Source organism: Pseudomonas sp. B6(2017), assembly GCF_002112765.1.
Lineage (GTDB): Bacteria > Pseudomonadota > Gammaproteobacteria > Pseudomonadales > Pseudomonadaceae > Aquipseudomonas > Aquipseudomonas piscis.
The window spans coordinates 83,013-98,181 of the sequence record NZ_NEIQ01000019.1; the positions used below are offsets into that span (position 1 = coordinate 83,013).

Annotated in this window: 13 protein-coding genes; 2 read left to right on the forward strand and 11 right to left on the reverse strand. The window is 61.8% G+C overall.

The window, feature by feature from the left end; genetic code table 11:
• Positions 1–32 precede the first annotated feature (32 nt).
• Together folB and folK are read left to right on the forward strand one after the other, a co-directional pair.
• Positions 33–386 carry a dihydroneopterin aldolase gene (folB, locus tag CAG11_RS27265; protein ID WP_085599126.1) on the forward strand — a complete coding sequence of 118 codons (354 nt, stop codon included), beginning with the start codon at positions 33–35 and terminating at the stop codon, positions 384–386.
• Entirely contained in the window at positions 377–892 is a 516-nt protein-coding gene (gene folK, locus CAG11_RS27270; protein ID WP_085599128.1) for a 2-amino-4-hydroxy-6-hydroxymethyldihydropteridine diphosphokinase, read from the forward strand. The genes folB and folK overlap by 10 nt, the downstream gene beginning before the upstream one ends.
• 47 nt (positions 893–939) lie before the next feature.
• On the opposite strand, the gene CAG11_RS27275 is transcribed toward folK, so the two are convergent.
• The 11 genes from CAG11_RS27275 to CAG11_RS27325 form a co-directional block, all read right to left on the reverse strand.
• Entirely contained in the window at positions 940–2,169 is a 1,230-nt protein-coding gene (locus CAG11_RS27275; RefSeq protein ID WP_085599130.1) for a multifunctional CCA addition/repair protein, read from the reverse strand.
• Positions 2,170–2,234: 65 nt separating this feature from the next.
• Positions 2,235–3,797 (reverse strand): SpoVR family protein, encoded by a 1,563-nt coding sequence (locus CAG11_RS27280; protein WP_085599132.1) that lies wholly within the window; start codon positions 3,795–3,797, stop codon positions 2,235–2,237.
• Positions 3,794–5,068 (reverse strand): YeaH/YhbH family protein, encoded by a 1,275-nt coding sequence (locus CAG11_RS27285; protein WP_053137622.1) that lies wholly within the window; start codon positions 5,066–5,068, stop codon positions 3,794–3,796. Before CAG11_RS27285 ends, CAG11_RS27280 begins: the two co-directional genes overlap by 4 nt.
• 140 nt (positions 5,069–5,208) lie before the next feature.
• On the reverse strand, positions 5,209–7,131 hold the full coding sequence (locus tag CAG11_RS27290) for a PrkA family serine protein kinase (protein WP_011063831.1): 1,923 nt from the start codon (positions 7,129–7,131) through the stop codon (positions 5,209–5,211).
• A 302-nt stretch (positions 7,132–7,433) separates the two neighbouring features.
• Positions 7,434–7,763, reverse strand: coding sequence for a thiosulfate sulfurtransferase GlpE (glpE, locus tag CAG11_RS27295; RefSeq protein WP_022641427.1), 330 nt, complete (start codon positions 7,761–7,763; stop codon positions 7,434–7,436).
• Between the two features lie 29 nt (positions 7,764–7,792).
• The gene (locus tag CAG11_RS27300; RefSeq protein WP_085599134.1) at positions 7,793–8,653 is read right to left on the reverse strand and encodes a symmetrical bis(5'-nucleosyl)-tetraphosphatase; all 861 of its coding nucleotides are present in this window, start codon (positions 8,651–8,653) and stop codon (positions 7,793–7,795) included.
• The gene (gene apaG / locus CAG11_RS27305; protein WP_022641425.1) at positions 8,653–9,033 is read right to left on the reverse strand and encodes a Co2+/Mg2+ efflux protein ApaG; all 381 of its coding nucleotides are present in this window, start codon (positions 9,031–9,033) and stop codon (positions 8,653–8,655) included. The genes CAG11_RS27300 and apaG overlap by 1 nt, the downstream gene beginning before the upstream one ends.
• 125 nt (positions 9,034–9,158) lie before the next feature.
• Complete coding sequence (gene rsmA / locus CAG11_RS27310; protein ID WP_022641424.1) at positions 9,159–9,968, reverse strand: 16S rRNA (adenine(1518)-N(6)/adenine(1519)-N(6))-dimethyltransferase RsmA; 810 nt, start codon at positions 9,966–9,968, stop codon at positions 9,159–9,161.
• On the reverse strand, positions 9,965–10,954 hold the full coding sequence (gene pdxA / locus CAG11_RS27315) for a 4-hydroxythreonine-4-phosphate dehydrogenase PdxA (RefSeq protein WP_085599136.1): 990 nt from the start codon (positions 10,952–10,954) through the stop codon (positions 9,965–9,967). The genes rsmA and pdxA overlap by 4 nt, the downstream gene beginning before the upstream one ends.
• Positions 10,951–12,267, reverse strand: a complete 1,317-nt coding sequence (gene surA, locus CAG11_RS27320) for a peptidylprolyl isomerase SurA (protein WP_143494776.1) — start codon at positions 12,265–12,267, stop codon at positions 10,951–10,953. Before surA ends, pdxA begins: the two co-directional genes overlap by 4 nt.
• Positions 12,248–15,082 carry an LPS-assembly protein LptD gene (locus CAG11_RS27325; protein ID WP_085599138.1) on the reverse strand — a complete coding sequence of 945 codons (2,835 nt, stop codon included), beginning with the start codon at positions 15,080–15,082 and terminating at the stop codon, positions 12,248–12,250. Before CAG11_RS27325 ends, surA begins: the two co-directional genes overlap by 20 nt.
• Positions 15,083–15,169: the final 87 nt, after the last annotated feature.

The window sequence follows — 15,169 nt, forward strand, 5'->3', positions numbered from 1 at the left end:
TTGCGCCCTTGTCGTGCTGCGGAGAAGAGTGCTTGGACAGAGTGTTTATCGAAGGACTGGAAGTGGACACCGTGATTGGCGCCTATGACTGGGAGCGGGGGATCCGCCAGTGCCTGCGTCTTGATCTGAGCTTTGCCTGGGACAACCGCTCGGCCGCAGCAGGGGATGACCTGACCCTGGCGCTGGATTACGCCAGCGTTTCGACAAGGATCCAGGCGTTTGCCGAGCAGGCCCAATACCAGTTGGTGGAGACCTTTGCCGAGCGTCTCGCCGAGGTGTTGATGAGCGAGTTCAACATTCCCTGGCTGCGCTTGAAGCTGACCAAGCCAGGCGCTGTCCCGGCTGCCAAGGGCGTGGGCGTGGAGATCGAGCGCGGATGTCGCTGACTCAGGTATTCCTAGGGCTTGGTAGCAATATCGAGCGTGAAACCCATTTGCGTGCCGGGCTCGATGCACTGGCCGGGTTCCTGGTGGACATGCGCTGTTCAGCGGTGTTCGAAAGCCAGGCGGTGGGCATCAAGAGCGGCCCGTTCTTCAATTTGGTGGTGTCGGCCTTCACCGACCTGCCCTTGATCGAACTCGATCGGCGGCTCAAGTTCATCGAGGCGGACAACGGCCGCTATGCACCGGACCGCAAGGGCCTGCCGCTGGATATCGACGTGCTGCTGTACGGCGACCTGACCGGCAACTTCGATGGCCTGGTATTGCCTCGCGCAGAAATCCTGAAGAATGCCTTCGTGCTGTGGCCGTTGTCGCTGATGGCTCCAGAACGTGTTCATCCATTGGCCGGCAAGAGCCTGGCGGAACTCTGGCGGCAAGCGCAGATAGACCAGGTGCTGGCGCCCGTGCCCTTCGAATGGCGCGGCCAGCAACTGACCCCCCCCGATCTGTAAGGTCCCCTTGACCGGCGGGCAAGGCACAAGACCTCGCCCGCAGGCTTTCAAGCAGCGTGCTGTTCCTTGTAGGCCTTGATCGCTTTCAGGCGTGCAAGGCGCAAGGCCTCGCCCAGTTCCGGCCCCTTGAATCCTTGTTCCAGCAACGGTTGCACGGCCACCGAGCGTGCGGCATTGGCTGCGCCACGCAGGTAGTCGGCCTGTGGATAAGGTCGTGATTCCAGGCCCTGGCGGCCACGGGCGTCCATTTCGCAGGCGGTGATGAATTCCTCGAAGCGCTGGGGGCGCCGGAAAATATCGAAGTGCTGCAGCAGTTCCAGCAAGGTCGAGGCCTTGAGCTCCCGGGCGCGATGCCCATGGGTGTGGTACTGGCCTACCAGCAAGGCCAGCTCCTGGCATTCCCGGGGAGCCTTGAAGCGCTCGTTGAGTGCCTTGATCAGTTCGAGGCCTGCCTGCTCATGGCCAATATGCCGTGGCCATTGCTCCTCGGGAGTGGCGCCCTTGCCGAGGTCGTGCAGCAGGCAGGCCCAGCGCACGCTCAATGGCTGCCGGTGCAGGGCTGCTTGTTGCAAGACGCTGAGGATGTGCAGGCCGGTGTCCACTTCCGGATGATGGGCCGGCGGTTGCGGCACGCCGAACAACGCATCGACCTCCGGCATCAGCACCGCCAGGGCACCGCACTCGCGCAGCACCTGGATGAACACCTGGGGCTGATCCTCCATCAGGGCGCGGGAAATCTCCTTCCAGCTGCGCTCCGCTGTCAGGGCCTCTAGCTCGCCTGATTGGCTGAGCTGGCGCATCAGGTCGAGGGTTTGCGGGGCCACGCTGAAACCCAGCTCGGCATAGCGGGCGGCGAAGCGGGCAACCCGTAGCACTCGCAAGGGATCTTCGGCGAACGCCGGGGAAACATGGCGAAGAATTCGGTCTTCGAGGTCCTTCTGGCCGTGGTAGGGGTCGGTGATCTTGCCCTGCTCATCCTCGGCCATGGCATTGATGGTCAGGTCGCGGCGGATCAGGTCTTCTTCCAGCGTCACCTCGGGGCTGGCGTGGAAAGTGAAACCGCCATAGCCATGCCCGCTCTTGCGTTCGGTTCGGGCCAGGGCGTATTCCTCGCCAGTGCGCGGGTGCAGGAATACCGGGAAATCCGCGCCCACGGGACGAAAACCCTGGTCGAGCATTTGTTGGGCGCTGGCGCCGACCACCACCCAGTCGATATCGGTGATCGCTCGACCCAGCAAGCGATCCCGTACCGCGCCACCGACTTTGTAAATCTGCATAGAAAACCTCCGTTAGCGCGACAGGATAACCCTTGTGTCGTGCCAACGGAGGCTTGTCGTCGGCCTCAGAGGTGGATGACCGCCAGGTCCAGCCGCCCGTAGTCGTTTTCGCCGTGCTCGTTCCTGGGCGGTACGTGGTGGGTCTTCATCACCTGGTCGCCCTGCAGGGTTTCCAGGTGGATATCGAAGCCCCAGAGCCGGTGCAGGTGCTTGAGCACCTCGTCGGTGGAGTCGCCCAGCGGCTTGCGGTCATGCTGTTGGTGGCGCAGTGTCAGCGAGCGATCGCCGCGCCGATCGATGCTCCAGATCTGCACGTTGGGTTCGCGGTTGCCCAGGTTGTATTGTGCGGCCAGGGTCTCGCGGATGATGCGGTAGCCGCTTTCGTCATGGATCGCCGGGACCAGCAAGTCGTCCCGCTGGTCGTCGTCGAGGATGCTGAACAGCTTCAGGTCGCGGATCACCTTGGGCGACAGGTACTGCAGGATGAAGCTCTCGTCCTTGAAGCTGCTCATGGCGAACTTGATGCTCGAGAGCCAATCGGTGCCGGCCAGTTCGGGGAACCAGCGGCGGTCCTCCTCGGTGGGCTCCTCGCACATGCGCCGGATGTCGCGATACATGGCAAAACCCAGGGCATAGGGGTTGATGCCGTTGTAGTAGGGGCTGTCGAAGCCCGGCTGGAACACCACGCTGGTATGGGAGGCGAGGAACTCCATCATGAAGCCGTCGGTGACCAGGCCCTCGTCATACAGGTCGTTCATGAGGGTGTAGTGCCAGAAGGTGGCCCAGCCCTCGTTCATCACCTGGGTCTGGCGTTGTGGATAGAAGTACTGGGCGATCTTGCGCACGATGCGTACGATCTCCCGCTGCCAGGGCTCCAGCAAGGGCGCATGTTTCTCGATGAAGTAGAGGATGTTCTCCTGGGGTTCGGCGGGGAAGCGTGCGTTGTCCTTGTCGCTGAGCTTGTCGATGTTCTTGGGAATGGTGCGCCACAGGTCGTTGATCTGCTTTTGCAGGTGCTCTTCCCGATCTTTCTGCCGGCGCCGTTCTTCTTCCGCGGAAATCGGATAAGGCCGCTTGTAGCGGTCGACGCCGTAGTTCATCAGGGCGTGGCAGGAGTCCAGCAGGTCTTCCACAGCATCGATGCCATGGCGTTCCTCGCACTGCGAGATGTACTGCTTGGCGAAGACCAGGTAGTCGATGATCGAACTGGCGTCGGTCCAGGTGCGGAACAGGTAGTTGCCCTTGAAGAAGCTGTTGTGGCCGTAGCAGGCATGGGCCACCACCAGGGCCTGCATGCAGATGGTGTTTTCCTCCATCAGGTAGGCGATGCACGGGTCGGAGTTGATGACGATCTCGTAGGCCAGGCCCATCTGGCCACGGCTATAGGATTTCTCGGTGCTGAGGAAGTGCTTGCCGTAGGACCAGTGGTGGTAACCCAGGGGCATGCCCACCGAGGCGTAGGCGTCCATCATCTGCTCGGCAGTGATCACTTCGATCTGGTTAGGGTAGGTGTCCAGGGCATAGCGGGCCGCGATACGGCTGATTTCGCGGTCGTAGGCCTGGATCAGCTCGAAGGTCCATTCCGAGCCGGTGGAGATGGGCTGGCGTTTCTGCTCTCTGGCGGTCATGTCACTAACCTGCGCTGGAAGAGTTCACGGAAGACCGGATAGATATCTCCGGCCGAAACCAGTTGTTGCTGCGCGAAAGTCTCGGAGAAGGCTTCTGCGATGCGTTCATATTCGAACCACAGGGCCTGGTGTTCCCGGGGTGTGATCTCGACGTAGGTGTAGTACTGCACGAACGGCATGATCTGGTTGATCAGGATATCGCGGCAGATGGGCGAGTCGTCGTTCCAGTTGTCGCCGTCGGAGGCCTGGGCGGCGTAGATGTTCCACTCGTTGCTTGGATAGCGCTCGGCCATGATCTCCTGCATCAGCTTCAGGGCGCTGGAGACGATGGTCCCGCCGGTTTCCCGTGAGTAGAAGAATTCTTCCTCGTCCACTTCCCGGGCGCTGGTGTGATGGCGGATGAACACCACGTCGATCTTGTCGTAGTTGCGCTTGAGGAACAGGTACAAAAGGATGAAGAAACGCTTGGCGATGTCCTTGGTGGCCTGGGTCATGGAGCCGGAGACGTCCATCAGGCAGAACATCACCGCCTTGGAGCTGGGGTTGGGATGCTTCACCAGCAAGTTGTACTTGAGGTCGAAGGTGTCGAGGAAGGGCACGCGGTGAATTCTCGCGCTCAAGCGCTCGATTTCAGCTTCCAGTTCCTGGATATCGCCGAAGTTGTCCGGCTCTTCGCGCTTCAGGCGGGCCAGTTCCTCTTTCGCTTCGCGCAGCTTGGCCCGGCTGCTGCCGGACAGGGCGATGCGCCGCGCATGGGCCGAGCGCAGGGTACGGATGATGTTGATCCGCGATGGGTTGCCTTCGTTGCTGATACCCGCGCGTACGGTCTTGAAGGTATCGATGCCGGTCAGGTTGCGCTTGACCAGGTTGGGTAGCTCAAGGTCCTCGAACATGAATTCGAGGAACTCCTCCTGGGTGATCTGGAAGACGAACTCGTCCATGCCTTCGCCGGAGTTACCGGCCTTGCCGCCGCCCCCGCCGCCTCCGCCACCCCCTTGGGGCCTGGCGATATGCTCGCCGGCGGTGAATTCCTTGTTGCCCGGGTGCACGACGGTCTGTTTGCCGCCGCGTCCGTGGTGCAGGACTGGTTCGTCGATGTCTCGTCCGGGGATGCTGATCTGTTCGCCATGCTCCATGTCGGTGATGGAGCGGCGGCTGACGGCCTCCTCGACGGCCTTCTTGATGTGGTCGCGGTAGCGCCGCAGAAACCGCTGGCGATTCACCGTGCTCTTGTTCTTGCCGTTCAGGCGTCGGTCTATTACGTAGCTCATGATTCCTCCGGTGACTGGATGCAGCCGCAAGCCTCAAGCTTCAAGCTGCAAGAAAGAGCAGCCACCGCTGCCGCAAGCCGCGGCGCGGGTTCGAACCCGACGCCGGACGACTTGCAGCTTGCGGCTTGTCGCTTGCCGCTTTATTGCGATTTCCTGACCCGCAGGTACCATTCCGACAGCAGGCGTACCTGCTTGTCGGTGTAGCCACGCTCCACCATTCGGGTGACGAAGTCGTTGTGTTTCTGTTGATCCTCCTTGCTGGCCTTGGCGTTGAAGCTGATGACCGGCAACAGGTCCTCGGTGTTGGAGAACATCTTCTTCTCGATGACCACCCGCAGTTTCTCGTAGCTGAGCCAGGTGGGGTTCTTGCCGTTGTTGTTGGCCCGGGCGCGCAGCACGAAGTTGACGATCTCGTTGCGGAAGTCTTTCGGGTTGCTGATGCCCGCCGGTTTCTCGATTTTTTCCAGTTCTTCGTTGAGCGCTACGCGGTTGAGGATTTCGCCGGTCTCCGGGTCGCGGTATTCCTGGTCCTGGATCCAGAAGTCCGCGTACAGCACGTAGCGGTCGAAGATGTTCTGGCCGTACTCGCTGTAGGACTCCAAGTAGGCCGTCTGGATTTCCTTGCCGATGAACTCGATGTAGCGCGGCGCCAGGTACTCCTTGAGGAAGCGCAGGTAGCGCTCGCGGGTTTCAGCCTGGAACTGTTCCTGTTCGATCTGCTGCTCCAGCACATACAGCAGGTGTACCGGGTTGGCCGCCACTTCGTGGGGGTCGAAGTTGAAGACCTTGGACAGGATCTTGAAGGCGAAGCGCGTCGACAGGCCGTTCATGCCCTCGTCGACACCGGCGCTGTCGCGGTATTCCTGGATCGACTTGGCCTTGGGATCGGTGTCCTTGAGATTTTCCCCGTCGTAGACCCGCATCTTGGAATAGATGTTGGAGTTCTCCGGCTCCTTGAGGCGCGAGAGCACGGTGAACTGCGCGAGCATCTTCAGGGTGTCCGGGGCGCAATGGGCCTTGGCCAGGGAACTGTTGAACAGCAGCTTGTCGTAGATCTTCACTTCGTCGGTCACGCGCAGGCAGTACGGCACCTTGACGATATAGATCCGGTCGATGAAGGCCTCGTTGTTCTTGTTGTTGCGGAAGGTGTGCCACTCCGACTCGTTGGAGTGAGCCAAGAGGATGCCGGTGAACGGAATCGCCCCCAGGCCCTCGGTGCTGTTGTAGTTGCCTTCCTGGGTCGCGGTCAGCAGCGGGTGCAGTACCTTGATGGGGGCCTTGAACATCTCGACGAATTCCATCAGACCCTGGTTGGCCCGGCACAGCGCCCCGGAATAGCTGTAGGCATCGGCGTCGTTCTGCGGGAACTCCTCGAGCTTGCGGATATCCACCTTGCCCACCAGGGCCGAGATGTCCTGGTTGTTCTCGTCGCCAGGCTCGGTCTTGGCCACGGCGATCTGGTTGAGGATCGATGGATACAGCTTCACCACGCGGAACTGGCTGATGTCGCCACCGAACTCCGACAGGCGCTTGGTCGCCCAGGGCGACATGATGGTGTTCAGGTAGCGCCGTGGAATGCCGAAGTCTTCCTCGAGGATGGCGCCATCTTCCGTGGCGTTGAACAGCCCCAGTGGCGACTCGAAGACCGGCGAGCCCTTGATGGCGTAGAAGGGCACCTTCTCGATCAGTTGCTTGAGCTTTTCGGCCAGGGACGATTTACCGCCGCCAACCGGGCCCAGCAGGTAGAGGATCTGTTTCTTCTCTTCCAGGCCCTGGGCGGCATGGCGGAAATAGGAAACGATCTGGTCGATGCATTCTTCCATGCCATGGAAGTCTTCAAAGGCCGGATAGCGCCGGATCACTTTGTTGGAAAAGATTCGCGACAGCCTCGAGTTGGTCGAGGTGTCCAGCAGCTCTGGTTCGCCAATGGCCAATAGCAGGCGTTCTGCGGCCGAGGCATAGGCGCTGCGATCCTTCTTGCACAGTTCGAGGTATTCCTGCAGGGAAAACTCTTCCTGGCGCGTGGATTCGAAGCGTTGTTGGAAGTGGCTAAAAATACTCATGACGTCACCTCGCTCGATACGTGGAGCCGGCCGCGGATCAGTCAGTCAAGTGCTGGCATGCAACTGATGAAGTTCCAGTTGCTGTTTACCCCCCAGAACACTTTCAAAGCTATCGAGCTTGAAAGCTAGTACCGATGACCCGCTCGCCGGTGTACCGGCTCTCCCCTGATTTGGATGGCCTGTGGCTAAGGATAGTTCGGAATCGCAGAGGTCAAGGCGCGATGGCGGATTAGTTACACGCTACCGTTCGTCTGGTGGCGCCTCAGCCCGCGTAGTACGCGGGCTAGAGCGGTGGAAAAAAATTATTCGGCGTTGTCCCGGGCGGTTTCCGCAGGATAGGTGCTGCGCCATAGCTCGAAACCGCCATCGAGGCTGTAGACGTCGGAGAAACCCTGGCTGACCAGGTAGGCCGCAGCGCTCTGGCTGGAGTTGCCGTGGTAGCACACCACCACCAGCGGGGCGTCCAGGTCGGCGTTGCGAATGAAGTCCGAGATGGAGTGGTTGTCCAGGTGCAGCGAGCCGCTGATGTGGTTCAGGGCGTAGGTTTGAGGGTCACGGATATCCACCACGACGGCGCCTTGTTCGCGCAGGGCCTGGGCCTGTTCTGGAGGGATGCGTTTGAATTCGCTCATGGCGGACTCCTGGGTTGGCTCGGCGCCGTCTAGGCGACGGGCGGGGTATGGATGGGGGCGGGTGCTGCATGGCCATGGGCATCGCAGTCGCAGGTCAGGCGCAGGCCGGTATCGACGTTCATCAGGGTCATGGAGCCGCCCCAGACACAACCGCTGTCCAGGGCGAAGACGCCCGGTTCGTTGCACTGGCCTTCCAGGGCCGCCCAGTGGCCGAAAATGATCTTCAACTCCCGGGTCTTGCGTTCCTTGTGGCTGAACCAGGGGGCATAGCCGGCAGGCGCGGTATCCAGGCCCTCCTTGGTCTTGAGGTCGAGCTTGCCGTCGCTGGTGCAGAAGCGCATGCGCGTGAAGTAGTTGGTGATGACCCGCAAGCGGGTGACACCCTTGAGCTCGCTGTCCCATTTCGCTGGGTCGTTGCCGTACATGCCGTCCAGGAAGGGTTCGAAGAGGTTGTCGTCACGCAGCGCCTGCTCGACTTCCGCTGCGTACTTGAGCGCCTTCTTCAGGGACCATTGCGGAGCGATGCCGGCATGCACCATGGCGACGTTGCGGGTTTCGTCGTAGTGCATCAGCCGCTGCTGGCGCAGCCATTGCAGCAGTTCCTCGCAGTCCGGGGCCTGCAGGATCTCGCGCAGGGTATCGGACTTCTTCAGGCGCTCGATATTGCGCCACGCGGCCAGCAGGTGCAGGTCATGGTTGCCCAGTACGCAGACCAGCGACTCACGGATGGAATAGAGATAACGCAGGGTCTCCAGGGACTGTGGGCCGCGATTGACCAGGTCGCCGACCAGCCACAGGCGGTCCCGGGTGGGGGCGAAGGCTACCTGCTCCAGCAGGCACTGCAGCGGTTCCAGGCAGCCTTGCAGGTCGCCAACGGCGTAGGTTGCCATCAGTGCAGTGCCCCGGGGACCGCGAGGCGGAAGGGCGCGATGATGGCGTCGAACTGTTTGCCGTCTTCGGCCAGCATCTGGTAGCTGCCCTGCATGTTCCCGACCTGGGTGGTCATGACTGTGCCGCTGCTGTAGGTGTGGCTCTTGCCGACGGCGATCAACGGTTGCTGGCCAACCACGCCGGCACCGCGTACCTCTTCCACGTGCCCGTCGCCATCGGTGATCACCCAGTGCCGGGACAGCAACTTGGCTGGCAGCAGGCCGTTGTTCTGCACGGTGATGGTGTAGGCGAAGGCGAAACGGTTGTGCTCGGGTTGCGACTGGTCTGCCAGGAAGCGAGTGACGACGCTGACGTCGATCTGATAGCGGGGATCGGACATGCAAAGGGCCTTTAAAGCAAAGCGGGGCGCGGGACAGGATTGACGCAGGTCAGTCTAGGTCAAGTAGCGGGTAGGACACCAGACATCCTGGTTGACGTCCTACCCGCTGGCGCTGGGAGGGTTGCTCAGCTGGCGGGCTTGGCCTGGTCGGCCAGTTGGTCGGCCAGGCGCACGAACGCGGCCAGGTCCAGCTGTTCAGGGCGCAGGCTGCCGTCGACGCCGGCGGCTTCGATCTCGGCATTGCTCAGGAGGGCCTTGAGGGTGTTGCGCAGGGTCTTGCGGCGCTGGTTGAAGGCTTCGCGAACGATGCGTTCCAGCAACCGATGGTCCTTGGCCGGATGCGGCAGCACTGCGTGGGGCACCAGGCGCACGATTGCCGAATCGACTTTCGGCGGCGGGTTGAAGGCGCCAGGGCCGACATTGAACAGGTGCTCCACGCGGCAGTGGTACTGGACCATGATCGACAAGCGGCCCCAGTCGCCACCGCCTGGGCCGGCGGCCAGGCGCTCCACCACTTCCTTCTGCAGCATGAAATGCATGTCGCGGATCAGGCTGGCGTTGTGCAGCAAATGGAAGATCAGCGGCGTGGAGATGTTGTAGGGCAGGTTGCCCACAACCCGCAGGCTGCCTGGCGCGGCACCCAGGGTGTTGAAGTCGAACTTCAGGGCATCGCCCTGGTGCAGCTTGAAGTTGCCGCGGCCAGCGAACTGCTGGTTGAGGATCGGCACCAGGTCCTTGTCCAGCTCCACCACGTCCAGTTGCGCGCCGCTGCCCAGCAGGCCCTCGGTGAGGGCGCCCTGGCCCGGGCCGATTTCCAGCATGCGGTCCTGGGGCTTGGCGTTGATGGCCCGCAGGATGCGGTCGATGACGCCAGCGTCATGCAGGAAGTTCTGACCGAAGCGCTTGCGCGCCCGGTGTTGGTATTGCTCGCTCATATACGGTTCTCGGCCATCTGGTAGGCGGTTTCCAGGGCGACCTGCAGGCTGCCGGTATCGATCCTGCCGCTGCCGGCCAGGTCCAGGGCGGTGCCGTGGTCGACTGAGGTGCGGATGATCGGCAAGCCTAGTGTCACGTTGACGGCGGCGCCGAAGCCTTTGTACTTCAGCACGGGCAGGCCCTGGTCGTGGTACATCGCCAGCACTGCGTCGCAGTGCTCCAGATATTTGGGGGTAAACAGAGTGTCGGCCGGCAGCGGACCACGCAGGTCCATGCCTTCTTGGCGCAGACGCTCCAGGGTAGGTTCGATGATGTCGATTTCTTCGCGGCCCAGGTGGCCGCCTTCGCCGGCATGGGGGTTGAGCCCGCAGACCAGGATTCGCGGCTGGGCGATGCCGAACTTCTGTTGCAGGTCGGCATGCAGGATCCGCGTGACCCGTTCCAGGCGCTCGGGGGTGATCGCATCGGCGATATCCCGCAGCGGCAGGTGGGTGGTCACCAGTGCCACGCGCAAGCCGCGGGTGGCCAGCATCATGACCACCTGCTGGGTCTGGGTCAGGTCCGCGAGGAACTCGGTATGCCCGGAAAAGGCGATCCCGGAATCGTTGATCACGCCCTTGTGTACGGGGGCGGTGATCATCCCGGCGAAGCGACCGTCCAGGCAACCCTGGCCGGCACGCGTCAGGGTCTGCAGGACGAAGGCGGCATTGGCCTGGTCCAGTTGGCCGCTGGCTACGGGTTTACCCAGGGGGGTATCCCAGACATAGAGGCTGCCCGCCGCTGCCGGAGCATCCGGCAAGTGCTCCGGGTCCACCGACAGCAGGGTGACGGCCACTCCCAGTTGCGCGGCCCGCTCGAGGAGCAGGTCGCGGCTGGTAATGGCAATCAGGGGGTGGGGCTGGGGTTGCGAGGCGAGCAGCAGGCATAGGTCGGGGCCTATACCCGCCGGCTCGCCGGGTGTCAGGGCGAAACGTGCGGGTTTCACTGTGCCGCCTGTTCAGCGCCAGGCAGCTTGATTTCAACGTAGGCCTCGTCGCGGATCTGCCGCAACCAGGTCTGCAACTCTTCGTCGTACTTGCGGTTACGCAGGACGGTCATGGCTTGCTGCTCGCGGGCCTGGCTGGTGCTGTCGGTGGCGCGACGGCCAAGGACTTCCAGTACATGCCAGCCATAAGGGCTCTTGAACGGCTTGGACAGCTGGCCCTGTTGGGTCTTGGCCATCACTTCGCGGAACTCCGGCACCAGGGCGTTCGGGTCGATCCAGTTGAGGTCGCCACCGTTGAGTGCCGAGCCCGGATCTTCCGAGTAGCTCTTGGCCAGTTCGGCGAAGTCTTCACCGGCAGTGATGCGCTCGTAGAGCTTCTGCGCCAGGCGCTTGGTCTCTTCTTCGCTGCGGATCTCGCTAGGCTTGATCAGGATGTGGCGCACATGCACTTCGTCACGCACCTGGTTGCCACCGCCACGCTTGTCCAGCAGCTTGAGGATGATGAAGCCGCCAGGAGTACGAGCCGGCTGGGTGATGTCGCCAACCGACATCGCACTCAGTTCACGGTCGAATGGAGGTGGCAATTGCGCGGCCTTGCGCCAGCCCATGTCGCCGCCTTCCAGGGCGTTGTCGCTGCCGGAGCGGGCGATGGCCAACTGGGCGAAGTCGGCGCCCTGCTTGAGCTGCTGGTACACCTCCATGGCCTGGCGGGCAGCGCCCTGGATGGCTTCGGAGCTGGCGCTTTCCGGAGTCGGGATCAGGATGTTGGCCAGGTGCAGCTCCTCGGAGAGCTGCATCTTGCCCAGGTCCGAGGCGAGGAAGTTCTTCACTTCCTGCTCCGATACCTGGATGCGCTCGGCCACACGGCGTTGGCGCACACGGCTGATGACCATCTCGCGGCGTACCTGCTCGCGGGCATCTTGATAAGACAGGCCGTCACGGGCCAGGGCGCCACGGAACTGCTCGACGCTCATGTTGTTGCGCTGGGCGATGGTGCCAATGGCCTGGTTCAGTTCTTCATCGGTGATGCGGATACCGGAGCGCTCGCCGATCTGCAGTTGCAGGTTCTCGACGATCAGGCGCTCCAGTACCTGCTGTTCCAGGACGCTGGCAGGTGGCATGCCGCCGCCGCGCTTGGCGATGGTCTGCTGGACTTCGTTTACCCGCTGGTCCAGCTGACTCTGCATGACCACGTCGTTATCGACGATGGCCACGACCTTGTCGAGGGACTGCACCGCGGCGCTGGCCGCAGTGCTCAGGAACAGCGCGCCCAGCATCAGCGGGCGCAGACAATCAGAAAGCTTGGTCTTCACGTTCACGATAACCTTGGATGCCTTTGTCGAGGAAGCTCTCTACCTTGGTGCCCATGACGCCACCGAGACCTTTCAGAACGATTTGGAGGAAGATGCCGCGGTCGCCACTTTCGTTTTGCGGAGCCTCCTGACTGAACTCGTCATACTTGACCCAGTACCGACTGATCAGGCGCAGTTTCCAGCAGCAGTTGTCATATTCGAAACCACCGAAGGCCTCGAGCGTGCGGTTACGGTTGTAGTCGTACTGCCAGCGGCTGATGGCGTTCCACTGCGGCACGATCGGCCAGATCACCGAGAAGTCATGCTGCTGGATCTTGTAGTAGTCCTTCACGTAGCCAGGCTGGCCTTCGACGCCATAGCTGGAGTTGCCCACTTTCCAGGTACCGCTGTTCTGGTCGTAGCGGATCTGGTCGTTGCGATAGCGATAACCGACGTTGACCACCTTGTTCGGGTTGTCTTCGGGCTGGTAATGGAGCATCGCACTGCCGGAGCGCGGGCTGCGGCTGTCTGGATCCCAGTTGTAGTCGGCGGTGGTGCGCCAGTCGCGGTTGTAGCGGTATTCGTACTCGAGCGCATAAGGCGAGACGTTGGACTTGGCATCGTCGCGAGTGTGGTAATCGATGCCTGGCAACTGGACGGTGCGGTCCTTGAAGTACAGGGCCTGGCCGACGCTGATGCGCTGGCGCTGGAAGCCATTGTCTTCGATCCAGCGGCTGGTCACGCCCAGGGACAGCTTGTTTTCATCGCCCACGCGGTCGGAACCGCTGAAACGGTTGTCCCGGAACAGCGAGGCATAGTTGAAGCTAGGCTCGCCGGTATCGAATACCGGGATGTCCATTTGGTCCTTCTCTGGAACGTAGAGGTAGAACATCCGCGGCTCCAGGGTCTGGCGATAGTTCTTGCCGAACCACTGGGTATTGCGGTCGAAGTACAGGCCGCCGTCCAGGCTAGCGATCGGTACGCCACGGCTCTGCGAGCTTCCGAAGTCACCTCCGACATAACGAGTGCCCATGAGGGTCGCGGCGTTGCGGGCGTCGATAATGCCTTGTTTGCCTTTAGCGTCGAGGTCAAGGTTGTAGCGGGTGTACATGTACTTGAGCGACGGCGTCAGGTAGCCATAGCTCCAGTTCAGTGGCAGGCTGACTCCGGGCTTGAGGTTCAGGCGATCGCCGTTGGCGCGGTCCAGGCCGGCGACGTTGGCATCCAGGCGGCGAGTGCCGTAGATGTTGTTAACCGGATCGAAAGGCCCGCCGTCCTTGTCCTTAAAGTAGCCTTTCTGTAGATCCCGATCAAAACGCACCAGCTCGGTTTCATAGGTGAAATCCAGGCCTTCGGGGTGGTAGGGCAGGGAGCCGTTGAAGGTGATCTGCGGCAGCTTGTCGTATGGGGTGATGTTGGACACCGTCGCCAGCTGGTACGCCTGCACGTTGAGGCGTGCGGTGTAGTTGTCGCCACGGTAGGTTACCGCGCCCTGCTGGTTGACGTAGTCGGCGGACTTCACGCCGATCTGGTCGGTCTGCAGATCCTGGAAGTAATACGGATCGCTGATCTTGGTGTAGTCGACCTCGGTCATCGTCCGCGAATCGAGCCCGCCCTTGTGCTGCCAGTTGAGCATGTAGCGGGTTTTTTCGTATTCGGTCTGCTTCTTGCGATCGTCGCTTTCGTCGTTCAGGTAGGCGGCGCCGAACTGGCCCTCGCTGTTCTTGGTCAGGTAGCGGAACTCGCCTTCCATCAACATGCCGCGTTTGGCCATGTAGCGCGGATACAACGTGGCATCGTAGTTTGGTGCCAGGTTGAAGTAGTACGGGGTGACCAGCATGAAGCCGGTGTCGCTGCCGGTACTGAAGCTCGGTGGCAGGAAGCCGGACTGGCGGCGATCGTCGATCGGGAAGTAGATGTACGGGGTATAGAGAACCGGGAAGTCCTTGACCCGCAGCGTTACGTTGGTCGCGGTACCGAAGCCGGTCGCCGGGTTCAAGGTGATGTTGTTGCCCTTGAGCTGCCAGGCGTTGCTGTTCGGTTCGCAAGTGGTGTACGTACCATCCTTGAGGCGGATGATGGCGTTTTCCGCCCGCTTGGCATATAGCGCACTGCCGCGAACCCGCGACTTGTGCATCACGTACTCGGCGTTGTCGACCTTGGCCTCGCCAGTGTCGAGCTGGACGTCGGCGTGGTCGCCGACCATCAGTGTGCCGTTGTCGCGGATGCGCACGTTGCCGCTCAGTTCGCCGCGGTTCTCGGCCTGGTACAGGTTGGCCTCGTCGGCCTCGACCTGCATGCTGCCCTGGCGCATGACCACGTCGCCGGCCAGGGTCGCCACCTGCTGCTCCTGCTGATAACGCGAGGCCTTGGCGCCGATGAAGGTCGGTGCGTCACTTTTCTTCGTCTTGTCATTCATGCCAGGACGAATCGGTTCGATATAGGAACCAGAGCAGTAAGGACCGGTCTCGGCCAGTTGGGCGGCGGTGAGCTGCTCACGCGGTACCCAGTCGAGATGGCTGTAGTCCGCGCTGCGGGACTTCAGGCCACGACCCTTGGCTTCGGTCACCAATACCGGCTTGTCGCCAGCATCTTGCGCCGCACCGCTGTCGGTGGCGCCGCTGGAGGTGAGCGAGTTGGCGTCGTGGACCGGGCGCGGCGGCAATTGGGCTGCACTGGTCTTGGGAGCACAGGCCCAGCCGCCGGAAGCGGAGACCGAACAGTCGTACTGTTCCGCGGCGACCACGAAGGAAGTGGCTAGAGGTTGCAGGGCCAGCAAACCGCCGGTGACCAGCAACGGGAATTTTTTACGAAACGCGGGGGATTTCAATGCCATCTTATTAGTCCGGGCTTCCTGCGTGCCATCTGCCCGCGGTGTTGGGCCGCACGCCTCTCGATGGTCTGAAAAAGATGCTGGATAATA

Excerpts from the sequence above, each read along its gene's own strand:
- folK (WP_085599128.1), top strand. The coding sequence starts at position 377 with ATGTCGCTGACTCAGGTATTCCTAGGGCTTGGTAGCAATATCGAGCGT.
- CAG11_RS27275 (WP_085599130.1), bottom strand. The coding sequence starts at position 2,169 with ATGCAGATTTACAAAGTCGGTGGCGCGGTACGGGATCGCTTGCTGGGT.
- CAG11_RS27280 (WP_085599132.1), bottom strand. The coding sequence starts at position 3,797 with ATGACCGCCAGAGAGCAGAAACGCCAGCCCATCTCCACCGGCTCGGAA.
- CAG11_RS27285 (WP_053137622.1), bottom strand. The coding sequence starts at position 5,068 with ATGAGCTACGTAATAGACCGACGCCTGAACGGCAAGAACAAGAGCACG.
- CAG11_RS27290 (WP_011063831.1), bottom strand. The coding sequence starts at position 7,131 with ATGAGTATTTTTAGCCACTTCCAACAACGCTTCGAATCCACGCGCCAG.
- glpE (WP_022641427.1), bottom strand. The coding sequence starts at position 7,763 with ATGAGCGAATTCAAACGCATCCCTCCAGAACAGGCCCAGGCCCTGCGC.
- CAG11_RS27300 (WP_085599134.1), bottom strand. The coding sequence starts at position 8,653 with ATGGCAACCTACGCCGTTGGCGACCTGCAAGGCTGCCTGGAACCGCTG.
- apaG (WP_022641425.1), bottom strand. The coding sequence starts at position 9,033 with ATGTCCGATCCCCGCTATCAGATCGACGTCAGCGTCGTCACTCGCTTC.
- rsmA (WP_022641424.1), bottom strand. The coding sequence starts at position 9,968 with ATGAGCGAGCAATACCAACACCGGGCGCGCAAGCGCTTCGGTCAGAAC.
- CAG11_RS27325 (WP_085599138.1), bottom strand. The coding sequence starts at position 15,082 with ATGGCATTGAAATCCCCCGCGTTTCGTAAAAAATTCCCGTTGCTGGTC.